Below are 21,836 nucleotides of genomic sequence, written 5' to 3' on the forward strand. Positions count from 1 at the left end.
CTATTTCTTATTCTGCAGAGCCTTCGCACCACCAACTACCTCGGTGATCTCCTGCGTGATCGCAGCCTGTCTGGCTCTGTTGTATTTAATACTGAGATCAGCTAACATATCTTTCGCACTTCTGGTTGCAGAATCCATTGCCATCATTCGGGAATTCTGTTCACTACAGAAGGATTCAACCAGTGCTCCATATATGAAACCTGTAATATAATTCGGAACAATTCGATCCATGACCGCTCTCGGAGAAGGTTCAATGATGATCTCCTCATGATAGACATCCGCCTGTGAGATCTTGAAATCCATCTTTCTGAACGGAAGAAGCTGGATCATCTCCGGCTCTGCCGTTACACTGTTTATCATCTTCGTATAAATGATATAGACTTCATCGATCTTACCGCTTTCGTAATTCTCCAGCATCTTATCCGCAATAACCCTCGCTCTGTGAAGACTTGGGTTCTGGGCTGTATACTGGAAATGGATATCAACCGGCACATTCTTCCTTGCAAAATAATGTCTTCCCACCTGTCCGACAACGTATAATTCGCTGTCCGGGTGATTTGCCAGTTCTTCTTCTGCGATCTTAATGATATTATGGTTATATGCACCTGCCATGCCCTTATCGGCTGTAACTACAATATAACCTCTTTTCGGATTTTCCTTCTTTTCATCGTCTTCATTTTCGAAATAAAGATGATCCATATCAGGAAGATGTCGTAACAGTCGTGCCAGAGAAACCTGTAAAGTATAGAAATACGGTTCCGTATTCTCCAGATCCTTCTTCGCTTTTTTCAGTTTGGAAGAAGAGATCATGTACATGGCATTTGTGATCTTCATTGTATCCTTAATGCTTTTTATTCTGTTTTGGATTTCTTTGGTACTTGCCAATTACTCCACCCTCTTCATAAACTCTTTTCCTGCTTCAAGAATATGCTCTTTCAGATCATCTGTCAGAACCTTTCCTTCTTCAATCTCTTTGATAACATCCGGTTCTGCATCCTTGAAATATGCAAGCATATCCATCTGTGTCTGCTTTACTTTCTTGATATCTACATTTAAGAACAGCTTATTTGTTGCTGCAACCAGTGTAATAACCTGCTCTGCCATACTAAGCGGATGACATAGCGGCTGCTTTAACAGCTCCATCAGTCCCTTACCATAAGTAAGCTGCTCCTTTGTATTCTCATCCAGATCGGAACTGAACTGGGTGAATACTTCCATCTCACGGAACTGTGCAAGATCGATACGGACGGTACCGGTTGCTTTCTTCATAGCCTTGGTCTGCGCTGCACCACCGACACGGGATACGGACAATCCTACATTTACCGCAGGACGCATACCTGAGAAGAACAGATCACTCTCAAGGAAGATCTGACCATCCGTGATGGAGATAACATTTGTTGGGATGTATGCAGATACATCACCTGCCTGTGTCTCTATAATAGGAAGGGCTGTGATCGAACCACCGCCTAATGAATCCTTTAACTTACTGGAACGCTCAAGCAGTCTGGAATGCAGATAGAATACATCACCGGGATATGCCTCACGTCCAGGGGAACGTCCAAGTAACAAGGACAGTGTTCTGTATGCTACTGCATGCTTTGACAGATCATCGTATACGATGAGCACGTCTTTTCCCTTATGCATAAAATATTCTGCCATCGATGTTCCTGCATATGGTGCTATATACTGAAGCGGTGCAGGATCACTGGCTGTTGATGCTACAATGATCGTATAGTCCATTGCATCATTCTTCTCAAGTGTGGAAACAATCTTTGCAACGGTGGATGCTTTCTGACCGATCGCTACATAGATGCAGACAACATCCTTTCCACGCTGGTTGATGATCGTATCAAGTGCGATCGAAGTCTTACCGGTCTGACGATCACCGATGATCAGCTCACGCTGTCCTTTACCGATTGGGAACATGGAATCGATCGACAGAATACCGGTCTGAAGTGGTTCATTGACCGACTGTCTGTCTGCGATACTTGGTGCTTCCTGCTCAACCGGCATGTAATCTGCCTCTTTGATCGCTCCCTTACCATCAATTGGTGCACCCAATGCATTGATGATTCTTCCAAGGAATTCTTCACCTACCGGTACGCCGGCTCTCTTACCAGTTCTGGTAACCTTCGTACCTTCTTTTATTCCGGTATCTTTTCCGAACAGGATACATCCGATCTCGGTTCTTCTGATATCCTGTACCATACCCTTGATACCATTTTCAAATACTACAATCTCACCATACATGGCATTATCAATACCATATATCGTTACTATTCCATCTCCTACCCAGATGACAGTTCCTACTTCTTTGTCCCGGGTGTCGAAGTCAAAATTCTCTATCTCACTTTTCAGTATGGAGATAATATCTCCTGAACTTATTGAACTCAAATCTTATCACCTCGTAACCAATCTTTGTGTAAGCCGCTTACATCTGCCTGCCAGACTCCAGTCATATTCCTTATTTCCGACCTTAATAATAAAGCCGCCGATCAGACTGTCGTTCTTCTCCAATGTCAGTTCCACATCTGAGGTCTTATATTCCTTTTTCAGAAAATCTTCAATCCCCTTCTTCTGTGTCTCCGTTGGAGGTGTCACATAATAAAGGGTTGCAAGAAGGACATCCGCTTTCTTCTTTATAAGAACTCTGTATTCTCTGCATATCTCAAAGAACTGATCAAAATCAGAATTGTTGCAAAGTACCTTTAAGAATTTTACCGTAGTCTTTGAACCGTCGAATATCTTATCGATAATTTCTGACTTTTTTTCTCTGCTGACAACCGGACACGTAAGTGCCTCCTGTAATTCAGGATTCTCCCTGACAACTGCTTCCATGTCTGAAAGCTCAGCCGCATCAATATTCAGCTCGCACAAAACTTCAGCATAATTAATTGCTTTCTGTGTCATGGGCCTCACCTGCTTTTTCTATAAACTCATCATATAGTGACTGATTTTTCGCGTCATTTGAGTCTTCACCCAGAATCTTAGCCGCTGCCGACATTGCAAGCTCCGCAACCTGAGATTCCATATCGCTCAAAGCCTTTTCACGCTGTACTTCTATAGTTTTTTCCGCATCCTTGATCATACGGTTTGATTTCTCGCCTGCATCTGCCACAATCCTGTTATATTCATTCTGTGCAGCCTGTCTGGATTTGTCCCGCATGGTATCACATTCATCCTGAACACCTGCGAGAGTATCTTCATATTGCTGCTTCAGTTTCATGGCATCATCCTTCGTCTGATTGGCATTCGCGATCGAGGATTTGATCATCTCTTCACGTTCTGCCATGATCTTATTGATCGGACCGATCAGGAATTTCTTTAACAGAAGAAACAAAACTATAATATTAATTATGGTTATGGCTATGGACGAGACACTTAAATTTATCATTTAATGACCTCCTGCCTTTCTGTCTGTTTTCGTTATCCGACAATTACGATTCCTTCATATCTATTATGATATAGTGCCGCAATCATCATATTCTTATAAATATTATTTCAGAAGAAGAATGATCAAAAGACCAATTACCAGACCGTAAACGGCTGTTGCCTCTGCAAGTGCTCCACCAATGATCAGAAGCTTTGTGATCTTACTGTCTGCTTCCGGCTGTCTTGCTACTGCTTCTACTGCCTTTGATGTTGCGATTCCAAGTCCGATACCTGCACCAATACCTGTTAATACTGCTATAGCAGCTCCAATTGCGATTACTGTATTCATAATTATTATCTCCTTTTCATTTTCCTTATGTTAATCTTAGTCTTCTCCCAATCCTTCCTGCATGTAGAGTGCAGTTAAGAATGTGAATACAAATGCCTGAAGTAAGCCATCAAAGATATCAAAATAAAGGCTTAACGGAATAGGCACAATGACAGGCGCTACCGCCTCAATTAATTTCATTACAACAAATGCACCTAAAACATTGCCGAACAATCGCATACATAACGACAATGGTTTTATTACAAGCTCCATTACATTTATAGGTGCTACTATTGCTACCGGCTCTGCAAAGCTCTTAAGCCAGCCTTTCGGTCCCCTGCTTCTGATACAGACAACCTGAACCATGACTATACTCATGATCGCCAGTGCTGCTGTTACGTTCAGATCCTTGGTTGGTGGTTTAAATCCAAATATACCTGCGATATTTGCCATTCCGATATACAAAATGACAGTGATCAGATACGGTATATATGCCTTACCTTTTTCTCCCAAAACGTCACTAAACAGATTATTAAATGTCGTAATGATCGACTCCAGAGCAAGCTGTTTCTTTCCCGGATTCTCAACTTTCAGATTCCGGACAAGTATAACGGACAACAGAACAAGTACCGCCATAATGATCCATGTTACCACGATTGATTCCGAGATCGGGATTCCACCAAAAATTGGAATGGTAAAGAGAGTCTCGCAATTCAGCTCCTCTGTTAACTTTTCTGCAAGGTCACCCGTAGGTCTTCACTTCCTCTCATGTAATTTTTTCAAAGGGCATACTAACTGTTAAGGATATTTATTACTTCTCTTGCATCACTCTCGGAAAATCCTTTTACTGTATTCTCCGTATTGATCCAGTAATCAGCAAGTCCAACTCTGTCCCAGTCTGAGTCCATGTCATCTAAGATCACCAGCCTGTCTACATCGTGTTGGTCTACATAGTCCTTAACCTCGAAGCACCGTCCATAATCCTCATACTTGCCGGATATATGTTCCTGCGGCGGAGTTACATCGGATATAACGAGACCTTCCTCCTTAAGCTTCAGGATCAGCTCCTGTGCTCTCTCGTCACATACCGGATCTTTCATAACCTCTTTCCGCCAGTTAAAGATCGCTACCAGCTTCGCATCTGTTGCCTTTACAACATCTGCAAGGTTTTTTACATTTTTTCTGTCAACGGTTTCACCCGGATTGTTACAGATGAATTTGTTTGAATTTAACACACCGTCAATGTCGAAAAAAATGACTTTCATTTAAATTTCCTCCTGCATTCTTCCATGTGCTTCCAGTCGTCCTTTAAACAACAACGTATTATAGCACACCATTTTTTATTTTTCACCTTTTATTAATTTATTAATAAAAAATATATTTCTAAACTTTTTATAAAAAATCATAACTAATTCTACTCTGTAAAGTAAAATAGCCCCATCCTTTTCAGGCTTTCTTCTGTTTTTTACGTTGTTCATAAAACAGAAGAAACTCTTACCGGAGAATGGGGCTTTATTTCTGAATATCTGTATTCTATTCAGCCCCACCTGTAATGATCCATGGTGCCGGCTGAGCAACAAATACATTTTCTTTATTTGTCTTGGATACGTTGATCTGTAACGCTTCCATATTCTGAATACCGAATTTGTCAAAGATCAGCTTGGTCTCTGCAAGGATACCAAGATCTAATGTGTAAATAACAAACTGCATCTGCGGATTGATTGCAAGCAGGCGTTCAATATCAGATTCCAGATAATGATTCGCAACGATAAATGCAAGTCTTGGTACCGGAATCCTACTCAATGATTCTTCGCTCATATCCGGAATGATCTGCACATTATGAACTCCAAACTTCTCAACATTTTCCTCCATAGATCTTCTGGAACCGCTGTCCGGCTCTACTGCAATGATCTGACCTTCGCTCGCTGTGATCGCAGCTTCGATAACGATACTCTCTGCCATCAGAGCAAGAATCGTATCATGAGTATCTACACCGAGAATACTCATGATAACCGCGCGGATCTCATTGCATACATAATGAACCGATCCCTTTGTAAACAGATCATTCTTCATACCGTACCGTACGGATTCTCTGGTCTTCTCGTTTACGATAAATATAACCGTCGGTTCGGATATCTTCTTATTAATAACATTCTTGAGCTTTGCATTTGTAAGTTCACTTCCCGGCTCTGTTCCTTCGCCGATCCAGATATCATATTCGCCAAATCCCGCTTCCCATAATGTATAGAAGAGATCTTCATGACTGGCATCAGTATAGATCAGAACCCTCTTATGTGTATCAATCGTTGGCACGACATTTTTCTGTCTGCCGCAGATATTAAGCATCTTTATCTTCTCCGGGCTGACATCCATCTTATTTGCAAAGAAGCCAAGCCAGTTCAACATGCCTGAATTACTGAACGTATTTTTCATTGTTTTCTACCCCACTTTTCTATCGTATTTTCCAATCAGATAACCTTCTCCAATCGGATTGTCGTTTTCTAAAACAGTCTTTATAATTATACAATTTTTCTCGTTAACTGTAAATTCTTTTGTGCGCTTTTCACACATCTATCCACGAAGTGTTTCATCAATTCCGAGTGCGATCGCATTCACGATATCTTCAAACCGGTAATCAAACAGATAATTATCCTTATCACTGTCAATAAATCCGGTCTCGATCAGAATTGCCGGCATCGTTGTCCGGCGCAGAACAGCCAGATTCTTCCGTTCCTCAACTCCCAGATTCTCAAATCCGATCTTTGCAAGCTCTGCATCCACATTTTCTGCCATTTCATATGCAATCCCTGATGTATTATAAACCAAGGTTTCCACTCCGTTATATTTGTTCGGATACGGTGCAGCATTCCTGTGCAGGGAGATAAAATAATCCGCACCGCTCTCATTTCCGATCTGTGCTTTTCTTGTCGGTGAATCATAGACATCTGTCGTTCTCGTAAATTCCACGTCATAACCAAGCTCTGACAACGCATCACCAAGTGCCAAAGCCAAATTCAGGTTGTCATTCTTCTCCGTTCTGCCATTATAAGATGCCCCATTGTCAAATCCACCATGTCCGGCATCGATCATTATTTTTATAGCCATAAAAAACCTGCATACTCTGTTTGCTACAGTATATGCAGGTTCTCTGTTATATGTACTTAATTTTCATGACCTTAATATGCCTTTCTTACATACTGCGTACATTTTTATATGAAAGGACCGATCTTAAGCCAGTACTTTCTTGATAGCTGCGAGCAGCTCATCATATGTCTCATAAGCCGGAAGATCAGGATTGTCTGCTTTGATCTGATCGGTACTCTTAAAGAGGAATCCGGCCTTGCTTGCGCGGATCATTCCAAGATCGTTGTGGCTGTCACCACTTGCGATCGTATCATAACCGATAGACTGAAGTGCTTTTACGGTTGTGTATTTGGATTTCTCACAACGCATCTTAAAGCCTGTGATCTCTCCACTTTCTGCTACCTCTAATGAATTACAGAAAATTGTCGGCCAGCCGAGCTTCTTCATAAGCGGGCTTGCAAACTGTGTAAATGTATCACTGATAATGATAACCTGTGTCATAGAACGAAGCTCATCTAAGAATTCCTTTGCACCGGGAATCGGATCGATCTTTGCGATCGTTTCCTGAATCTCTTTTAAGCCAAGTCCATGTTCTTTTAATATACCAAGACGCCAGTTCATTAATTTGTCGTAATCCGGCTCATCTCTTGTTGTTCTCTTTAACTCCGGGATACCGCTTGCCTCTGCAAATGCGATCCAAATCTCCGGTACTAATACACCTTCCAAATCCAAACATACAATGTCCATTTCGGGTTCCTCCTGTTATCTACATTCTCGCTTCATTATAATATACCGCCTGTCATTCTGCAATACATCTAAGGAAAACAGTTTGTGTGTATGCAGGTGGGACAGGCTAGGCTTCAAAGATCCGCTTCGTTTCCTATGAAATACATATGCCTGATTCGCTCATGCTCCTGTGCAAACTCGTCCTTCGGACTCAGACATGCACCCGCATTCGCTGGCAATATGTATCTCATTACGGAAACTACACTTAATATCTTTGAAACCTAGCCTGTCCCACCTGCATACACACAAACTGTTTTATATAATATGCTAGGAATCTAGCATGCTGTATTAATAACATGATCAGTCTTTCTTATTATATTTTTACATATATCGAGAATCGCAAATATCAGACTCTCCTGCAAATTCCGTTGTCATCCGCATCCATATACAGGAATTTCCTATATTCCACGTTTTATTCTCCTGACCAATATACGCAGAAAATCCTGCATATTTGTGGAACATAGAATTTTTCGGATATCAGCTGCAATGCCGCAGTGCCTTTCTTGTTTGATAAGATATCCAGCTTTTTTCTGTTATGAGATACATATTGCCAGCGAATGCGGGTGCATGTCTGAGCTCGAAGAGCGAGTTTGCACAGGAGCATGAGCGGATCAGGCATATGTATCGAATAAGAAAAAAGCGTATCTTTCAAACAAAGAAGCCACTGCGGCATTATAGCTGATATTCAAGATGTTCCCCCACAAATATGCAGGATTTTCCCTTTTATTAATCAGAAGAATAAAATCTTGTGTCCCTGGTCGATCTGGTAGTAGGAGATTTTGTGCTGTTGGGCAAATTCCTTCTCTGTTTCCATCTCGCCATGGAGGTTGGAGCGAAGCATCCACGACAGCAACAGACCTGCCGCAAACAGTCCGCCACAGACAATGCCCTGTATGATCGGTAACAATTTAAATCCTGTAAGTAAAATATTTATCGAATCCATGTCTTATCCTGCCTTTCTTTTACATAATCAGTCGTTGTTGAGGATGCAAGTCGTTCTTTGTCGTGCTTATACCTGTTGTATTTACTGAGATTTCTGGTAAAAAGTCCCGCCGCCAGCATAAAAAGGAATACAATGATCGACCCTCCATATTCATGGAAAAAGCCATACCCTTTTGCAATTCCCTGATTGATTTCATAAAATACAACCGCTCCGATCGTGCAGCATACAACTCCGGCCATCACCGCATCCGAAATAAAACTCCTTTTATTCACTGGAATATTGCCAACAACCTTTCCGGTCTGCCCATTGACCAGAATCGTATAAAGCTCATGCCTATACCAGAAGGTCATGAACCATGCAGGCAGGAGCGCATACTCAATCTTATCCACACTGTACTGTTCAATGCTCTTCTCTATGTAAGTCGTTCCTGTATCTTCTATCATTGCTTTATCCATAGCATCACTTATCCTCTGATGGATGTCCGGCGCAGCCTCTCTGGACGGCACATCATACCGATCTGCATAGAATCCGGACAGATACGATGGATCAAATGGCTTTAATGCTTCCATATGATATGGTTCCAGACGACTGGATAGCCGATCATCTAATTTTCTGGATGCATCAAAGGTAACCTGTTCAAAATTTCCATATGCATCTGCAAACATATCTGTCTTCTCATTTATACCTACAGAGACACTTCTCGTTTCCGCATCATATTTCTGATTCTGAAATGATCCCGGATACAATCCCATCTTCTTCGATGACTGCAGCATCGTATAAAAGGATTGGTTTCTGTTCATTCCGGCATTAAAGATATTTTCCGGTTCTTTCTTCTCAGCTTCATTACTCGTTACCAGATGCAGATTTGCTTTTTTCCGCATATACACTGTATACAGCCAATATGGAATATAGATTCCACGGATCTTGTCAATCTTCGGATGTTTGATCTCTCTTGGCACATATCTGCCTGTACCGAATTTCTCTTTGATCGCATCCACTGCCTGCTGTTCCGTTATGGAAAATGGAATGATATAATCCGGCCATACTTCCTTCGATTCACGGTCAAATATAACCGTCGGCTGTCCACAAAACGAACAAAAAGTTGCCCGCTCATTTCCATGGATCATAATCTGTGCTCCGCAGGAAGTACAGCGGAATATCTGAACCGACATCAGTCGTTCTCCCTGCATCTCTCTCCGGTCACCTGTATAAGCAGTGTCTTGTGCCTGCTGCTCTGATTTTTCTGATATATCTTCTGCTTCCGTCTGTTTTGATGCAGCCGATATATCTTCCGGTCTGTTATTCCGCATCTCAAATGCCAACAGATCCGCATCCCAGTCAGGATTGATCTGGATTTCCTTCTCTCCATGCCACTTCTGATCTTTATCAAGACCAAACCACAGATTATCAAATGATCGTTTTCCGTCTTCTTTTTCCTCTGTATCCGGATCTACTTCCTTTAACTTCATATGGAATCTGCGTTCGCTTGTCTGACCACATTGTGTACATTTCATTTTCCCGAGATCCGGGTCATATACCAGCACACCCCCACATGCCTCACACTTATAGATCATATGTTTCTCCCCTTGAAATTCATCAAATTTTATTATGATATTTTTTCGATACTGGACTCGTTGCCTGCTCCAGCCATATGCGTTCTTCCTCCGTCAGATGTGGAGCGATCTTCTCATACACATTCTTGTGATATTCATTCAATCGTTGGAGCTCACGATCTGTCATCAGTTCCGGTATCAAAGCTTCTGTGTCAAACGGAACCCAGGTCAGAGTTTCAAATTCCAGAAATGTTCCATTTGCTTCCGCTTCTTTCAAGAATACCTCCGGAAGCTTGCCTGCCGGTTTTCCTGCTTTCTTACAAAGAACCAGATTCTCATGACGGATGCCAAACCTTCCTTCTATATATATACCCGGTTCATCTGATGTGATCATTCCTTCTTCGAATACTGCTGTCGGTCTGCGTTCTTCCATGATTCTGAAGTGGATCCTGTTTGGTCCTTCGTGTACATTTAACAGATATCCGACTCCATGACCGGTGCCGTGATTGAAATCCAGACCATACCGCCACAGCGGTTCACGCGCCAGATAATCGAGATTCTCACCACGCGTTCCATGTTTAAATCTTGCTGCTGCCAGATTCAGATGTCCGATCAGCACCAGTGTATATGCCCATTTCTCTTCCTCTGTCAGAGTTCCGAGCGTAATCGTTCTGGTGATATCAGTTGTTCCCTCCATGTAATGGCCGCCGCTGTCCACTAATAAGAAGCTCTCCGGTTTTAGTTCGACATTTGTCTCCTCTGTCGGTTCATAATGTACGATCGCGCCATGTGGACCATATGCAGATATCGTTTCAAAGCTCGGCTCGATATACCCCTTTTGCTCTTTTCGAAAAGACTCCAGCTTCTCTGCTGCCGAAAGCTCCGTGATCGTTTCTGTTCCGATATGATGCTTAAGCCAGTAGATAAATTTCGTTACAGCAACTCCATCCTTAATATGCGCATTCCGTTCATTTTCACACTCTACTGAATTCTTCCGTGCTTTCATCAACTGAACCGCAGACGGTTCATCGACCACTGATATACCATCCGGTATACAACTTCTTAATCTGTAATTGGTCTGGCAGCCATCCAGCAATACCGTCATCTGCTCTGCCTGTTTATGCGTATGAATAATCTCCGGCAACCGCTTCAGATCCGTATAGATTGCATTATACGGATAAAGTGTGAGCCCATCAACGGCAAGTTCTCTGGTGATTTCATCGTTTAAGATCACATCATTGATATATAAACGACAGTCTTCATCTGCGATCAGCATATATGACAGGAATACCGGATTACAGTCTATATCATTGCCCCGCAGATTCAGAAGCCATGCAATCTCATCCAATGCAGAGATCACCCGGACATCCGCGCCTGCGGATCTTATTGACGCTCTGACACGCGCAAGCTTATCCGCACGGGTTTCACCTGTGTATGAAAATGGCAATTCAAATACCGGCTCATGTGACAGCTCCGGTCTGTCCGTCCAGAGTTCATCGACCAGATCCAGTTCACCATTTAAAGTGACCTTTTTATCGCCCAATTTTTTTAGCATCCGGTCAGCAAAATCCAGGCTGACGGTTCTTCCATCAAAGCCTACAACCTTTTCCGGTTCCAGATGGTCATACAAATATTCCTCGATCGTTGGAACGCCCGGCTGTCCACTCTTCATCAGTTCGATCGTACTGCCTGCAAGCTGTGCTTCCGCCTGAATGAAATACCGCCCATCTGTAAACAATGCTGCCGTATCAGGGAGCACAACCAGTGTTCCGGCAGATCCTGTAAACCCGGACATATATTCTCTTTCCCTGAAATATGCTCCAACATATTCGGATGCATGAAAGTCATCCGTTGTGATCACATAAGCATCTACGCCTGTTTCATTCATTTTCTCACGCAGCCCTGCAAGCTTCTCTGTTGTCGTCATCATATTCACCTTCTCATGTTCTAATCGACCGGTTTCAGGTAAATTCCGGAAAATGCCGGAAGGTCAAATCCAAAATCTCCATTTACACCCTTGATCGTCTTTTCTGTATCTTTTGTGCTTCCCCCAAATTTATTCCAGTCGCTGTTGATCAGTACCTTCATTGTATCACCATTTCCATAATTAAAGTGATAATTTTTATATACAAGTCCCGACAGGTTTAATACAACGATCACCTTATCTTCATTTACTTCACGCTGAAAGATATAGACAACATCATTTTCCTTACCGCAAAGGATCCATGCAAATCCATTCGGATCATCATCCCATGCAGATAATGCCGGCTCTTTCATATAAATCTTATTCAATGCTTTCATATACTGGTGGAAAGAATCATGGTTCAGATATTTCAAAAGATCCCAGTCCTGCTCACGCTTCTCATCCCACTCGCGGAACTGTCCGATCTCATTTCCCATAAAGTTCAGCTTCTTGCCCGGATGCGCATACATATAAGCATATAATGCCTTTGCCTGCGGAAACTTTTCTTCATACATACCCGCCATCTTCTGAATGATCGTTGCCTTTCCATGTACAACCTCATCGTGTGACAAAGGAAGCAGATACCGTTCATTATAGTTATACATCATCGAGAATGTCAGGTCATGATAATGCTCGCCACGGACAAATGGAAGTGTACGGAAGAAATTCAGTGTATCATTCATCCAGCCCATATCCCATTTGTAATCAAAGCCCAGTCCACCATATTTTGTTTCCTTCGTTGTACCCTTAAAGTCTGTCGAGTCTTCGGCACACAAGATGATCGAAGGATGACGATCCTTTAACCCCTGATTCATATTCCGGATAAAATCAACCGCCCGGTCATTTACACCACGGCTCTCATCGCCCATCCAGTAGATGATACGGCTGATCGCATCCATACGAAGTCCGTCAAAATGATACTCTGACAGCCAGTAATTCGCCGCAGACTGTAAGAAGCTCCGCACTTCTCCTTTGGAATGAATGAAGTTCATGCTTCCCCACTCACTGTATCCCACATCGTTGCTTGGATATTCATACAATGCCGTGCCATCATATCTGGCAAGTCCATAGCCATCAAGTGCGAAATGAGCCGGAACAAAATCAAGAATTGTGCCAATATTATGCTGATGCAGAATATCGATCATTTCCTTCAGGTCATCTGCTGTTCCATATCTGGATGTCGGACTGAAAAATCCGGTATTCTGATAACCCCAGGACTGATCGGACGGATGCTCGGAGAGCGGCATGAACTCTACATAATTATATCCCTGCTCTTTCACATATTCCGCAAGCATCGGAGCGATCTCCTTATAGGTATACCAGCTCTCCGCTACCCGGTTGCTCTCTACGATCTCCTCCGGTGTCAGCGGATTTCCCTGTTCATCAAAGACCGGTTTTGTGCGCCAGGAACCCAGATGAACTTCATAGATGTTAAGTGGGCTGCCCTGACATACACTACGGTTCTTCATCCATTTGGCATCATGGAAACGATATGTATCCATATCCCGGATAATGGATGCAAATGCCGGACGCAGCTCCATGCCGAAGCCATACGGATCACAATGCTCCATGCTGCTGCCGTCTCTGTGATAGATCTTATACTTATACATCATGCCCGGTCTTGCTTCCGGCACAAATACCTTGAAAAAGCTGCCGTCATAACAGCGTTCCATGACTGTCTCGTTCCAGTCGTTGAATTCACCGATCACATTTACCCCCAGAGCATTCGGTGCATATGTGACAAATTCCACACCACTGACAACCGTCTTCTTTCCTGTGACCTCTTTCTTCACATGCGCCCCCAGTTCTCTATATGCATCAAAGCTTCTTCCGGAATAAAATTCGTAAATATCCATGTCATTCTCCTTTGTATTTGTACAGATGATTCTTTATTGACTATAGTAAATTTATAGATTAAAATAGACATGTTTATTATATGAGATTACAAAAGCTGACACCATAGCCAATAATTGAATAACGTCAATTTATTGACCATAGTCAACAAATAGTAAATCAGGAGATCGCAATGGATTTAAGAATACAGAAAACCAAGAACAGCATTTTCAGTGCTTTTATAGAATTACGTGCGGCGAAACCGCTCGAAAAGATTACGATCCGGGAGCTGACCCAGAAAGCAAATATCAGCAAACAGACATTTTATCTTCATTTTAAAGATATCTACGATCTGTCGGAATATCTGGAAAATGATGCGATCACGTCACTGATTGCAGACATTCCAAATCCGGATCTTATCATCACAGATCCGGCTGCCGCAGCCAGACTGCTCTGTACCGCATTTATCACACAGGGACATCTGTTCAACATTCTTTTCCCGGATGATGACAGAAGCTGTGGCGTGCTCACCAACAAACTGGAAGCCCGCATTAAGGAACTGATCTTTATCACGCATCCGGAATTCAAAGACAATCTGGAGAAAAATATCACAATTTCTCTGCTGATTCAAGGAAGCGTACATACTTTCTTAAAATATAAGGAAGAAGATACCGAGCAGGTGATCGAGATTCTTGCCGATACCATCGGAAGGATTGCCGACCATTCCTAATCATTCCTCGAACATTTCTCTGCATCAATGGCCAGAACAAACATAAGTGCAATAAGTGCGTTTTGTGGATCATATACATCGATCACATATTGATCTGTCGTATGAAACAGTTCCTTTGATATGGATGCAACCATACCACCTGCAGCATCTGTGATCTTGTAATCCCATTCCATAAAGCTTCCATCAATATGCCATCCATTATAAGCAATATCATATCGGGGCTTAAGAAAGGAAAACTCTTTCTTAATGCATCCCAGATATTGATTTCTCTGATAGATCTCAAATTTTGGAAGAAATGTGAATACCTGTTCCTTTACTGTACCGACTTCATTCCCATATGGATCAAAAATCTTCAGACAATGTCCCCAGGATATTTGTCCCTTTACCACATATATCGGATTCCCCTGTTCATTATAAATATCATAACTGTCAAACCACGAAAACAGTCTCTGTTTAAAATACATTCTCATACTGCCACCTCCGCTCATTTCGCCATATTTACTTATATTATCATTATCATCGCTTCATTGCCTTGAGTGCAGCTTTTTCCTCCGGTGTGATACGGAAGGATTCCTGCATCTTCTGGATTGCTTTATTAAATGTGAAATCATCCAGATGGTTATTATTTAAAAATACCTTCGTCGGCTCCGGACATTTTACATAGGCTTCTGCAAGTCCCCATGCAACACCCATTTTCAGATAATAGCCATCATTCTTCATATGATCGTATGCATATAACACCTTATCAATATAGGCATCATTCAGATAATAATTCAACATCATAACTGCTACAAACCGCAGTTCAAACTCACGATTTCTCTCGTTAGCAGGCTTGCCATCGATTACTCCCTGCTCGTCCAGATATGGCATCAGGAAATCCCACACTTCCTGCTGATACTGGTTTGCGATCTTAAAGGTATTACAACAGGTATCGCAGATCGACCAGTCATCGATCTTTGGTATGAACCGTCCCATGTATGTGAGAATGTCGTCGATCTTTCCTCTGGCATAGCCAAGCACGATGCCCTGTAACATGACTTCTTCAAAGGTATCATCCCTTGCACCATCCAGATACTCCTTCCAGTTTACAGACGCAATCTCTTTCGCCATTTTGCGCAGCACCGGAATCCGAACGCCGATGATATTTCCTGCTCCCGGTGACAGACTCGCTGTAAATTTTCCATATTCAACATCCATATTTTTATACAACTCATCCCGTACCAGATCGTGAACTGTATATTCATTCGTATCTCCCATTTTTCCTCCTGCACCCATATCGTTTAAAATTTAAACACCTTGCCGACCTCCGGTGTATAGCCATCCAGATAAGAAAGGATCTCATCTGTATCTGTCATCACCTGATAGATCTCGTTTGTTACATGGTTCATAAAACCCTTCTCGACACATTCATCCATCATCTGAAACAGGGAATTAAAGAATCCATCCTGGTTATAGACAATGATCGCCTTGCCATGTCGTCCAAGCTGCTTTAAAGTCAGCACCTCAAAAAATTCCTCAAATGTTCCAATTCCACCCGGCACCATGATAAATGCATCACTCCGATCCTCCATGATCTGTTTCCGCTCACGCATCGTCTCTGTCCGGATCAGCTCTGTGCATTTGTCATAGATGATGCCATCCACATTAAAAAATGTGGGTGCAACGCCAACGATCTCACCGTTTCCGGCACTTGCTCCTCTGGCGGCAGCCCCATAAGTCCTCTTGCACCCGCACCAAATACTAATGTATGTCCTCTCTCTGCCAGCTTCTTTCCAAGATTAAAAACCGCATCCATGTATGCCTGATCAATGTCATTACTGGATGCACCAAATATACATATATTCATACTGCTACTCCATTTTCCTTTTATCACTGTTCATCGCTCTGTGAGCAACCTTATCCTATAGTATGCTATAGAGTTCACTGAAATTCAAATTATATTCTTATAAACCAGTCCAGTTCTTCCACCCGGTCGAGATTCTCATCCGAATGTTCGATCTCTCTGGAATACCGATACACCAGTTCGATCAGATCAGCCATCTCTAACTTCTCACTGCACTTTATCCATCTGGCGAGAAGCAGCAGGAAGATTACTGTCACATGGCCCACCGCGGAATCTATTTTACCAAGAATATTCCCATCATAGACCGCACCTAACAAATAGATCGAGATAAAATAAACAACGATCTGCTCCAGCACGATTTCAAGTGAAGGCAGGCTGCTGTTTCCCCACCATGACAGAAATCGTTTCTTATTCTCTGTGAAACCGGATTCCCCCTGATCAAACAAAAGCACTTCGGATTCCACCAACACATCATCCCAGTCCTGATATAACAGCTCCAGCTCCTCTGACAGGAATCTCATATGCTTCCGGAACAGTTCATATTCATCTTTCACGCAGACTTTATCTGTATCCTCACATTCACCCCAGTCGATCAGATCCCCTTCTTCATAATGTCTCTGTGCGGAAGCACCGATCTGCAATACCTTTCTGATCCTTGCTTTCAGACTTTCTTCCCGGTTCTGGGTAATCTTCAAAATCTCCTCCCGGATATCCTCAAGATGGAAAACAGGAAATAATCATAATCCTCAAATACTTCTTCCTCATCGTCTTCTTCACAGACAAATGTTACCGGTTCTGTCTTCTGCATCAATATCCTTGCCACCTCCGGGCAGGAAAGCGATAATGAAATCTCTCTTATATTTTCAAATTCTTCCGTATGTCTTGGATATTCCCGACAGGTCGTGCATAAGCTGTCTTTTCCCATATGCTTATACATGTCGCACAGTCCATCATCCCGCAAAAATGCACATTTGCCCTTCCGGTTATGTCCGAATACGCCCTCTTCCCACTGTATATTCCGGTGAAGTGTCTGCCTGTATTCTCCTGCGTAATTCCGATATTTTTCCAATGATTCATCATCGATCACGATCTGCCAGTCAGAACAGCAGGTGTCCGGGCATTTGTCCGCTATACATCTAAACTTTTTATAATAATCCGGATAAGAATAAATCATATCTCTGCCTCACAAACATTTATATATCGTCACTGAGAATATTGCTCTCCCATGTTCCCTTATGCCGGTGCCGAAATGCCAACGATCATTTTATCCTTCAATCAAATGATACGAAATCTGAACACGGCAATTTCTATTATATTAGACCTGCATAAATGAATCAAGCTCGCAATCCATAGAAATTATTGACAAACGATAATTTTAATGATATTTTGAAACTGTAATTATTGTTTTTCGATAATTTTTAGATAAAATCAGCTATCAGAAAGGATATAACCATGAATCAGATTTTTACAACTCCGTTTGAATGGATCGCAGTATGGCTTCGAAAGCTTTCATTATCCGGAAACTCCGGTAACTGTATCGCGATCATACTTTATATCATTATCTGCTGTCTCCCGGCAATCGCATTTCTGCTTCTTTGTCTGAGGAAAAAGAAGATCCGTGCAGACTATCTGTTACTCGTATGCTCTGCTGCCCTCTTTATCGGCATTTACCTGATAATAAATCCGGGGCTTATAAACCCCTATTTTCATTATTCGATACCTATGATCAATCTGGCAATATCGACAACCCTGTGGTCCATCTTTATCTGTTACATCATTCTCCGGGTTCTTGCCATAATCCGGTATGCAAATGAGATCAATCTGGCAAAGATCGCACAGGTTTTCATCATTCTTGTAATGATCATATCAATCATTAATATCTGTTTCATAAAGCTTCCAAAACTATGGGTTTCTGCAAATCAAACAGGTCCTGACCTGTATTCCCGGATCATATCATCAGAAGATGGTGCTGTTATGCTTGATAATGGCAGCATGAGATCATTTCAGCCTGACCGCATTCCGTTACTCCTCTGCGACCTGGTTCCATCCCTGTTATTCATCTGGGTATTGATCGCATCCTTCCGGCTGTGTCGTTCTCTGAAAGACAATCATTTCACCGATCAGACGATCCAGGATGCAGGGGCACTCTCCCATCTGTGTATAAGAGTTCTCTGCATTACGGCAGTACTTGAAGTTGTTCGAAACATCCTGCAGCTTCTTATGCTTCCGTCACTTTCAGATACAACCTTTACCGTATCTCTTCCTATTATAGAGATACTTCTGACCGTAACGGCATTTATCCTTGCAAAGAAATTCGAGACAGCACACACGCTGGAAGAAGAAAATGAAGCATTCATTTAACACGGAGGTTTCATATGGCAATTAAGATCAATCTGGAAAAAGTCTTAAAAGAAAATAATATGACTTCTAAAGAATTATGCAAAAAGATCGGCATAACCGAAGCAAATCTTTCCATTTTGCGAAGCGGAAAAGCAAAAGGTGTCCGATTTACAACCATCAATAAAATATGTTACTACCTGCACTGTGATGTAGGCGATATTCTGTCATTTGACGGAAATCTTGATGAGGAGGAAGAAGCATGAAGAAATTTTTATCTATAAGTATACTGACCATTTTAGGTCTGACTGTCCTTTCCGGCTGTCAGCTTGCAAAGAAAGAAAATACCCCATCTGCAGTTACCAGGCATCTGATTGGTATCTATTGTACAGCAACACCTCTGGATGATCAGGAAGAACCGATTTCCTGCACATATGATCAGAAAACAGATACTTTCAAACCGGATAATCCCGATATCTCCGGCTGCTATCTTGCTGCAATTAAAGTTGATGTATCCGAAGAAGAAGGAGGTTTCTATTATTCGTTCTGTTCCGATATGATGGCTGAACCATCTATAAACATTTCCGGTTCCGATGGAACGAGCACTACCTCCTATGAGTCTTCATCCCATACACTAACCGGTCAAAGCAATTATATATATCCGCCTGATGGTACCACAGAAGCTTCCTTATCCCTTTCCGGCACTCTCTATGTTGATCCGGACAAAACAGATTATTCCACAGATTCAGATCTTTATTATATCTATCTGAATCTAATCTATCAGAAAGAAAATGGTGATCTCTTTATAACACCCGGCTCTCCTGTTTCAATCATGAACGAAGGCGAATCAACGACTCAAACCTTCTCTGAAAGCTACACAGAATCAGGCATCGATTCCAATGCCACTACAACGAATACGATCTCCCTTACGGTACGATCCATTTCAGATCCTGTAGACAGCTACACCTTCTATGGTATGTCCGATGACAATACCATACTTTGGAGCGACACACAAAAAGCAGCCACCCTCACCGATGAACCGCTATCCTTAAAAGGTGCTTCCTATCTGCTCATAAAAGAAGTGTCCACCAAAGGCATTGTTTCCTACGACGTCCTTACTCATACAGATGATGACGCAGAAACCACAGATCCTGACTACCGCAACCGCTATATCTCAACTGACAGCTTTTACTATCAGCCTTCAGAGATCCATATTGTAAAGTAACCGGACGAAAAATATAGCCGGCTGTCCGGCACAGATACTTTTCATTCCGCAAGACGCTCTCGCTCTATTCTCATGTAGCGGTACTAAGCTCCCACTTCCGTGGATCGCTAAGAACCGACATTCGAACAGGCTTGCTTCATGAAAATATCTGTTGCAGAACAGCCGGCTATATTTTTCTGTCTTTGGTTCTTCCTCAAACAGAAAACACCACGGTATATATTCAAGGAACAGAACTCGGGCCGGGCTTATACTATTATGAAGCAAACCTTTCCGAGCGTCGGTACTTAGGCTGCGTCTTGCGCAGCCTTATGTACCGCTACGCCGAGGAATAGAGCGAAAGCGTTTTGCGTAATAATAGATATAAGCCCGGCCCGAATTCGTCCCTTAAACATACACCGTGGTGTTTTCGTCTGCTACTTTAAAGTCTCTCGACAACCTTGTTGAGGACCTCAATCTCTTTGGCCTTTGCGGTCATGATATACTTCTCAAAACGATCAAGGCAGTTCACATTTCCTGTGATGGATGTCTTGATCAGAAGGTTTCTTGCTGTCAGCATATTGTTGACAACCTCCATGTACTCGTCAAGAATCTCATTATCATAAGCCAACACACCTTTTGCCATCATATACTTCAGACGTTCATTCATCAGAACTTTATGATCGTATAACAGGTGAAGCGCACGGATATCAAAATCAGGCTCATCTCCTGAAAGCTGCTTTTCGATCTGCTTATATACTGCATCGTATACATTTACACCGAATACTGTATCTGAGAAACGATTTCTCATCATACGGAAATGATTCTTGGAATCCTTTGCGTCCAGATATTCAACCAATGTATCCTTGATATATGCCACATCCAGATCATAATACATCTCAGCGGTATTCTTCTGGATCACATATAAACCACGTCTGCCTTTATAATCATCCTTAAACATATGATCTTCGGATGCTGTTATGATATCGTAACCCCGCTTAACATCCTCAAAAGATACAGTTGAATAAGAATAATGCTCACCAAATGTGAAATCACCAACATGGAATTCTTCCTTATCCTTATCATAGCCAAAAATAAATAACTCATGTGGGAATTTGTAATCTGCACCGGAATCGCACAGGATCTTTGCCTCGTCAAATACACCATAGACATATCCGTTCAGGTCGATCGTTTTAATAATGAAGTTAATGATATCTCCACAGTAGCTCTCTACCTGCTCTTTTGTCATCAGTGAGAACAGAAGATATGGACACTCCTTCAAAGAACTGCTTCCCGGCATCATATCTGCCAGAAGCATCTCATCTCCTGTGAAAATCTCCTCAATATTATAACATCTAAGCTGGATGTAATTGCTGAAGATCCAGTTCTTAGCTTTTTCGTCATCCCCCAGAATTGAGAATAATGTTGCATGCCACTGCCATGATGTAATCATCGGGTAGCTGACTGGCAATATCTTTTTATTGCTCATGATTATACCTCCCTTGTCTTCTTTAATTCAACTTGGCTGCAACAGCGGCAACCACATCATTCATATCATAATACAAGCCCAATGCAAGTTCTGAATCCTGAAATTCAATATTGAAATCATTTTCAAGCTCTACGATCAACTGAATAATTGATACAGAATTAACCCCATATTCTTTTGTCAACTCGGCTGTCATGTCAAGCTTGCTGATGTCGATCTCCGGCATAACACAAGCTACAGCCTGTAAAACCTTTGCTTCCAAATCCTTTCTGTCCATTACTGACCTCCTATCTGATATTTTAGAACCCGACATATTATATCGTCAGGTTCTTTTTGTTAATATTTACCAAATACTGTTATTAACATTGTATATGTTT

Annotated in this window: 24 protein-coding genes and 1 pseudogene; 4 read left to right on the top strand and 21 right to left on the bottom strand. The window is 42.1% G+C overall.

The genetic code is table 11. The annotated features are described in order from the left end of the window. From atpG to glgB, 14 genes and pseudogenes are all read right to left on the bottom strand, one after another. Complete coding sequence (gene atpG, locus DXA07_RS00085) at positions 1–885, bottom strand: ATP synthase F1 subunit gamma (RefSeq protein WP_021944440.1); 885 nt, start codon at positions 883–885, stop codon at positions 1–3. Beyond that, on the bottom strand, positions 886–2,394 hold the full coding sequence (gene atpA / locus DXA07_RS00090) for a F0F1 ATP synthase subunit alpha (RefSeq protein ID WP_008400508.1): 1,509 nt from the start codon (positions 2,392–2,394) through the stop codon (positions 886–888). Between the two features lie 6 nt (positions 2,395–2,400). Continuing rightward, positions 2,401–2,910, bottom strand: a complete 510-nt coding sequence (gene atpH / locus DXA07_RS00095) for an ATP synthase F1 subunit delta (RefSeq protein ID WP_118482780.1) — start codon at positions 2,908–2,910, stop codon at positions 2,401–2,403. Further along, the gene (gene atpF, locus DXA07_RS00100) at positions 2,891–3,394 is read right to left on the bottom strand and encodes a F0F1 ATP synthase subunit B (protein ID WP_008400510.1); all 504 of its coding nucleotides are present in this window, start codon (positions 3,392–3,394) and stop codon (positions 2,891–2,893) included. The genes atpH and atpF overlap by 20 nt, the downstream gene beginning before the upstream one ends. 102 nt (positions 3,395–3,496) lie before the next feature. Beyond that, complete coding sequence (gene atpE / locus DXA07_RS00105) at positions 3,497–3,721, bottom strand: ATP synthase F0 subunit C (protein WP_008400511.1); 225 nt, start codon at positions 3,719–3,721, stop codon at positions 3,497–3,499. Between the two features lie 36 nt (positions 3,722–3,757). After that, a pseudogene (locus tag DXA07_RS00110) lies at positions 3,758–4,429 on the bottom strand (F0F1 ATP synthase subunit A); the annotation flags it as partial. 62 nt (positions 4,430–4,491) lie between these two features. Continuing rightward, on the bottom strand, positions 4,492–4,965 hold the full coding sequence (locus tag DXA07_RS00115) for an HAD domain-containing protein (RefSeq protein WP_021944443.1): 474 nt from the start codon (positions 4,963–4,965) through the stop codon (positions 4,492–4,494). Between the two features lie 268 nt (positions 4,966–5,233). Continuing rightward, positions 5,234–6,133 carry a Precorrin-6B methylase 2 gene (locus DXA07_RS00120; RefSeq protein WP_118482782.1) on the bottom strand — a complete coding sequence of 300 codons (900 nt, stop codon included), beginning with the start codon at positions 6,131–6,133 and terminating at the stop codon, positions 5,234–5,236. Positions 6,134–6,271: 138 nt separating this feature from the next. Next, a complete protein-coding gene (locus DXA07_RS00125) occupies positions 6,272–6,805 on the bottom strand; it encodes an N-acetylmuramoyl-L-alanine amidase (RefSeq protein ID WP_021944445.1) in 534 nt (177 codons plus the stop codon). Between the two features lie 123 nt (positions 6,806–6,928). Then, a complete protein-coding gene (thrH, locus tag DXA07_RS00130) occupies positions 6,929–7,531 on the bottom strand; it encodes a bifunctional phosphoserine phosphatase/homoserine phosphotransferase ThrH (protein WP_021944446.1) in 603 nt (200 codons plus the stop codon). 769 nt (positions 7,532–8,300) lie between these two features. Further along, entirely contained in the window at positions 8,301–8,513 is a 213-nt protein-coding gene (locus tag DXA07_RS00135) for a hypothetical protein (protein ID WP_118482784.1), read from the bottom strand. After that, complete coding sequence (locus tag DXA07_RS00140; RefSeq protein ID WP_118482786.1) at positions 8,501–10,087, bottom strand: zinc ribbon domain-containing protein; 1,587 nt, start codon at positions 10,085–10,087, stop codon at positions 8,501–8,503. Before DXA07_RS00140 ends, DXA07_RS00135 begins: the two co-directional genes overlap by 13 nt. Before the next feature lie 22 nt (positions 10,088–10,109). Then, positions 10,110–11,993 carry an aminopeptidase P family protein gene (locus DXA07_RS00145; RefSeq protein WP_182427533.1) on the bottom strand — a complete coding sequence of 628 codons (1,884 nt, stop codon included), beginning with the start codon at positions 11,991–11,993 and terminating at the stop codon, positions 10,110–10,112. Between the two features lie 20 nt (positions 11,994–12,013). Beyond that, the gene (gene glgB, locus DXA07_RS00150; RefSeq protein WP_348980716.1) at positions 12,014–13,915 is read right to left on the bottom strand and encodes a 1,4-alpha-glucan branching protein GlgB; all 1,902 of its coding nucleotides are present in this window, start codon (positions 13,913–13,915) and stop codon (positions 12,014–12,016) included. Between the two features lie 140 nt (positions 13,916–14,055). Between glgB and DXA07_RS00155 the strand changes: the two genes are divergently transcribed. Next, positions 14,056–14,592, top strand: coding sequence for a TetR/AcrR family transcriptional regulator (locus DXA07_RS00155; protein WP_118482792.1), 537 nt, complete (start codon positions 14,056–14,058; stop codon positions 14,590–14,592). Here the strand turns inward: DXA07_RS00155 and DXA07_RS00160 are convergent. The 5 genes from DXA07_RS00160 to fliB form a co-directional block, all read right to left on the bottom strand. Further along, positions 14,589–15,062: an LURP-one-related family protein gene (locus DXA07_RS00160; RefSeq protein WP_118482794.1), complete on the bottom strand. Its 474-nt coding sequence runs from the start codon at positions 15,060–15,062 to the stop codon at positions 14,589–14,591. The two genes, DXA07_RS00155 and DXA07_RS00160, sit on opposite strands and share 4 nt — an antisense overlap. A gap of 46 nt (positions 15,063–15,108) precedes the next feature. Beyond that, the gene (locus DXA07_RS00165) at positions 15,109–15,849 is read right to left on the bottom strand and encodes a DNA alkylation repair protein (RefSeq protein WP_021944452.1); all 741 of its coding nucleotides are present in this window, start codon (positions 15,847–15,849) and stop codon (positions 15,109–15,111) included. Positions 15,850–15,872: 23 nt separating this feature from the next. Then, positions 15,873–16,337, bottom strand: coding sequence for a TIGR00730 family Rossman fold protein (locus DXA07_RS00170; protein ID WP_348980717.1), 465 nt, complete (start codon positions 16,335–16,337; stop codon positions 15,873–15,875). 190 nt (positions 16,338–16,527) lie between these two features. Next, entirely contained in the window at positions 16,528–17,130 is a 603-nt protein-coding gene (locus DXA07_RS13630; RefSeq protein WP_284467249.1) for a hypothetical protein, read from the bottom strand. Beyond that, positions 17,127–17,609: a flagellin lysine-N-methylase gene (fliB, locus tag DXA07_RS13635; protein ID WP_284467250.1), complete on the bottom strand. Its 483-nt coding sequence runs from the start codon at positions 17,607–17,609 to the stop codon at positions 17,127–17,129. Before fliB ends, DXA07_RS13630 begins: the two co-directional genes overlap by 4 nt. Before the next feature lie 278 nt (positions 17,610–17,887). On the opposite strand from fliB, the gene DXA07_RS00180 reads away from it, so the two are divergent. Genes DXA07_RS00180 through DXA07_RS00190 form a run of 3 tightly spaced genes read left to right on the top strand, consistent with a single transcriptional unit; the run spans position 17,888 to position 19,997 of the window. Beyond that, positions 17,888–18,796 (top strand): DUF2975 domain-containing protein, encoded by a 909-nt coding sequence (locus DXA07_RS00180; RefSeq protein ID WP_118482797.1) that lies wholly within the window; start codon positions 17,888–17,890, stop codon positions 18,794–18,796. Between the two features lie 14 nt (positions 18,797–18,810). Beyond that, entirely contained in the window at positions 18,811–19,038 is a 228-nt protein-coding gene (locus tag DXA07_RS00185) for a helix-turn-helix transcriptional regulator (protein ID WP_008400533.1), read from the top strand. Beyond that, positions 19,035–19,997: a hypothetical protein gene (locus tag DXA07_RS00190; RefSeq protein WP_118482799.1), complete on the top strand. Its 963-nt coding sequence runs from the start codon at positions 19,035–19,037 to the stop codon at positions 19,995–19,997. Before DXA07_RS00185 ends, DXA07_RS00190 begins: the two co-directional genes overlap by 4 nt. 418 nt (positions 19,998–20,415) lie before the next feature. On the opposite strand, the gene DXA07_RS00195 is transcribed toward DXA07_RS00190, so the two are convergent. Both DXA07_RS00195 and DXA07_RS00200 read right to left on the bottom strand, forming a co-directional pair. Next, positions 20,416–21,462, bottom strand: a complete 1,047-nt coding sequence (locus DXA07_RS00195) for a hypothetical protein (RefSeq protein ID WP_008400536.1) — start codon at positions 21,460–21,462, stop codon at positions 20,416–20,418. Between the two features lie 22 nt (positions 21,463–21,484). After that, the gene (locus DXA07_RS00200) at positions 21,485–21,736 is read right to left on the bottom strand and encodes an acyl carrier protein (RefSeq protein WP_008400537.1); all 252 of its coding nucleotides are present in this window, start codon (positions 21,734–21,736) and stop codon (positions 21,485–21,487) included. Positions 21,737–21,836 lie beyond the last annotated feature (100 nt).

The sequence above is a fragment of the Clostridium sp. AM54-37XD genome (assembly GCF_003478225.1).
GTDB classification, from domain to species: Bacteria; Bacillota; Clostridia; order Lachnospirales; family Lachnospiraceae; genus Coprococcus; species Coprococcus ammoniilyticus.

What these genes read in the sequence shown, in the direction of transcription:
- DXA07_RS00120 (WP_118482782.1), bottom strand. Translation starts at nt 6,133, where the DNA reads ATGAAAAATACGTTCAGTAATTCAGGCATGTTGAACTGGCTTGGCTTC.
- DXA07_RS00145 (WP_182427533.1), bottom strand. Translation starts at nt 11,993, where the DNA reads ATGACGACAACAGAGAAGCTTGCAGGGCTGCGTGAGAAAATGAATGAA.
- DXA07_RS00180 (WP_118482797.1), top strand. Translation starts at nt 17,888, where the DNA reads ATGAATCAGATTTTTACAACTCCGTTTGAATGGATCGCAGTATGGCTT.
- DXA07_RS00125 (WP_021944445.1), bottom strand. Translation starts at nt 6,805, where the DNA reads ATGGCTATAAAAATAATGATCGATGCCGGACATGGTGGATTTGACAAT.
- DXA07_RS00185 (WP_008400533.1), top strand. Translation starts at nt 18,811, where the DNA reads ATGGCAATTAAGATCAATCTGGAAAAAGTCTTAAAAGAAAATAATATG.
- DXA07_RS00165 (WP_021944452.1), bottom strand. Translation starts at nt 15,849, where the DNA reads ATGGGAGATACGAATGAATATACAGTTCACGATCTGGTACGGGATGAG.
- DXA07_RS00200 (WP_008400537.1), bottom strand. Translation starts at nt 21,736, where the DNA reads ATGGACAGAAAGGATTTGGAAGCAAAGGTTTTACAGGCTGTAGCTTGT.
- DXA07_RS00190 (WP_118482799.1), top strand. Translation starts at nt 19,035, where the DNA reads ATGAAGAAATTTTTATCTATAAGTATACTGACCATTTTAGGTCTGACT.
- atpH (WP_118482780.1), bottom strand. Translation starts at nt 2,910, where the DNA reads ATGACACAGAAAGCAATTAATTATGCTGAAGTTTTGTGCGAGCTGAAT.
- DXA07_RS00115 (WP_021944443.1), bottom strand. Translation starts at nt 4,965, where the DNA reads ATGAAAGTCATTTTTTTCGACATTGACGGTGTGTTAAATTCAAACAAA.
- DXA07_RS00155 (WP_118482792.1), top strand. Translation starts at nt 14,056, where the DNA reads ATGGATTTAAGAATACAGAAAACCAAGAACAGCATTTTCAGTGCTTTT.
- atpE (WP_008400511.1), bottom strand. Translation starts at nt 3,721, where the DNA reads ATGAATACAGTAATCGCAATTGGAGCTGCTATAGCAGTATTAACAGGT.
- DXA07_RS00135 (WP_118482784.1), bottom strand. Translation starts at nt 8,513, where the DNA reads ATGGATTCGATAAATATTTTACTTACAGGATTTAAATTGTTACCGATC.
- atpF (WP_008400510.1), bottom strand. Translation starts at nt 3,394, where the DNA reads ATGATAAATTTAAGTGTCTCGTCCATAGCCATAACCATAATTAATATT.
- DXA07_RS00140 (WP_118482786.1), bottom strand. Translation starts at nt 10,087, where the DNA reads ATGATCTATAAGTGTGAGGCATGTGGGGGTGTGCTGGTATATGACCCG.
- DXA07_RS00160 (WP_118482794.1), bottom strand. Translation starts at nt 15,062, where the DNA reads ATGAGAATGTATTTTAAACAGAGACTGTTTTCGTGGTTTGACAGTTAT.
- DXA07_RS00195 (WP_008400536.1), bottom strand. Translation starts at nt 21,462, where the DNA reads ATGAGCAATAAAAAGATATTGCCAGTCAGCTACCCGATGATTACATCA.
- thrH (WP_021944446.1), bottom strand. Translation starts at nt 7,531, where the DNA reads ATGGACATTGTATGTTTGGATTTGGAAGGTGTATTAGTACCGGAGATT.
- fliB (WP_284467250.1), bottom strand. Translation starts at nt 17,609, where the DNA reads ATGATTTATTCTTATCCGGATTATTATAAAAAGTTTAGATGTATAGCG.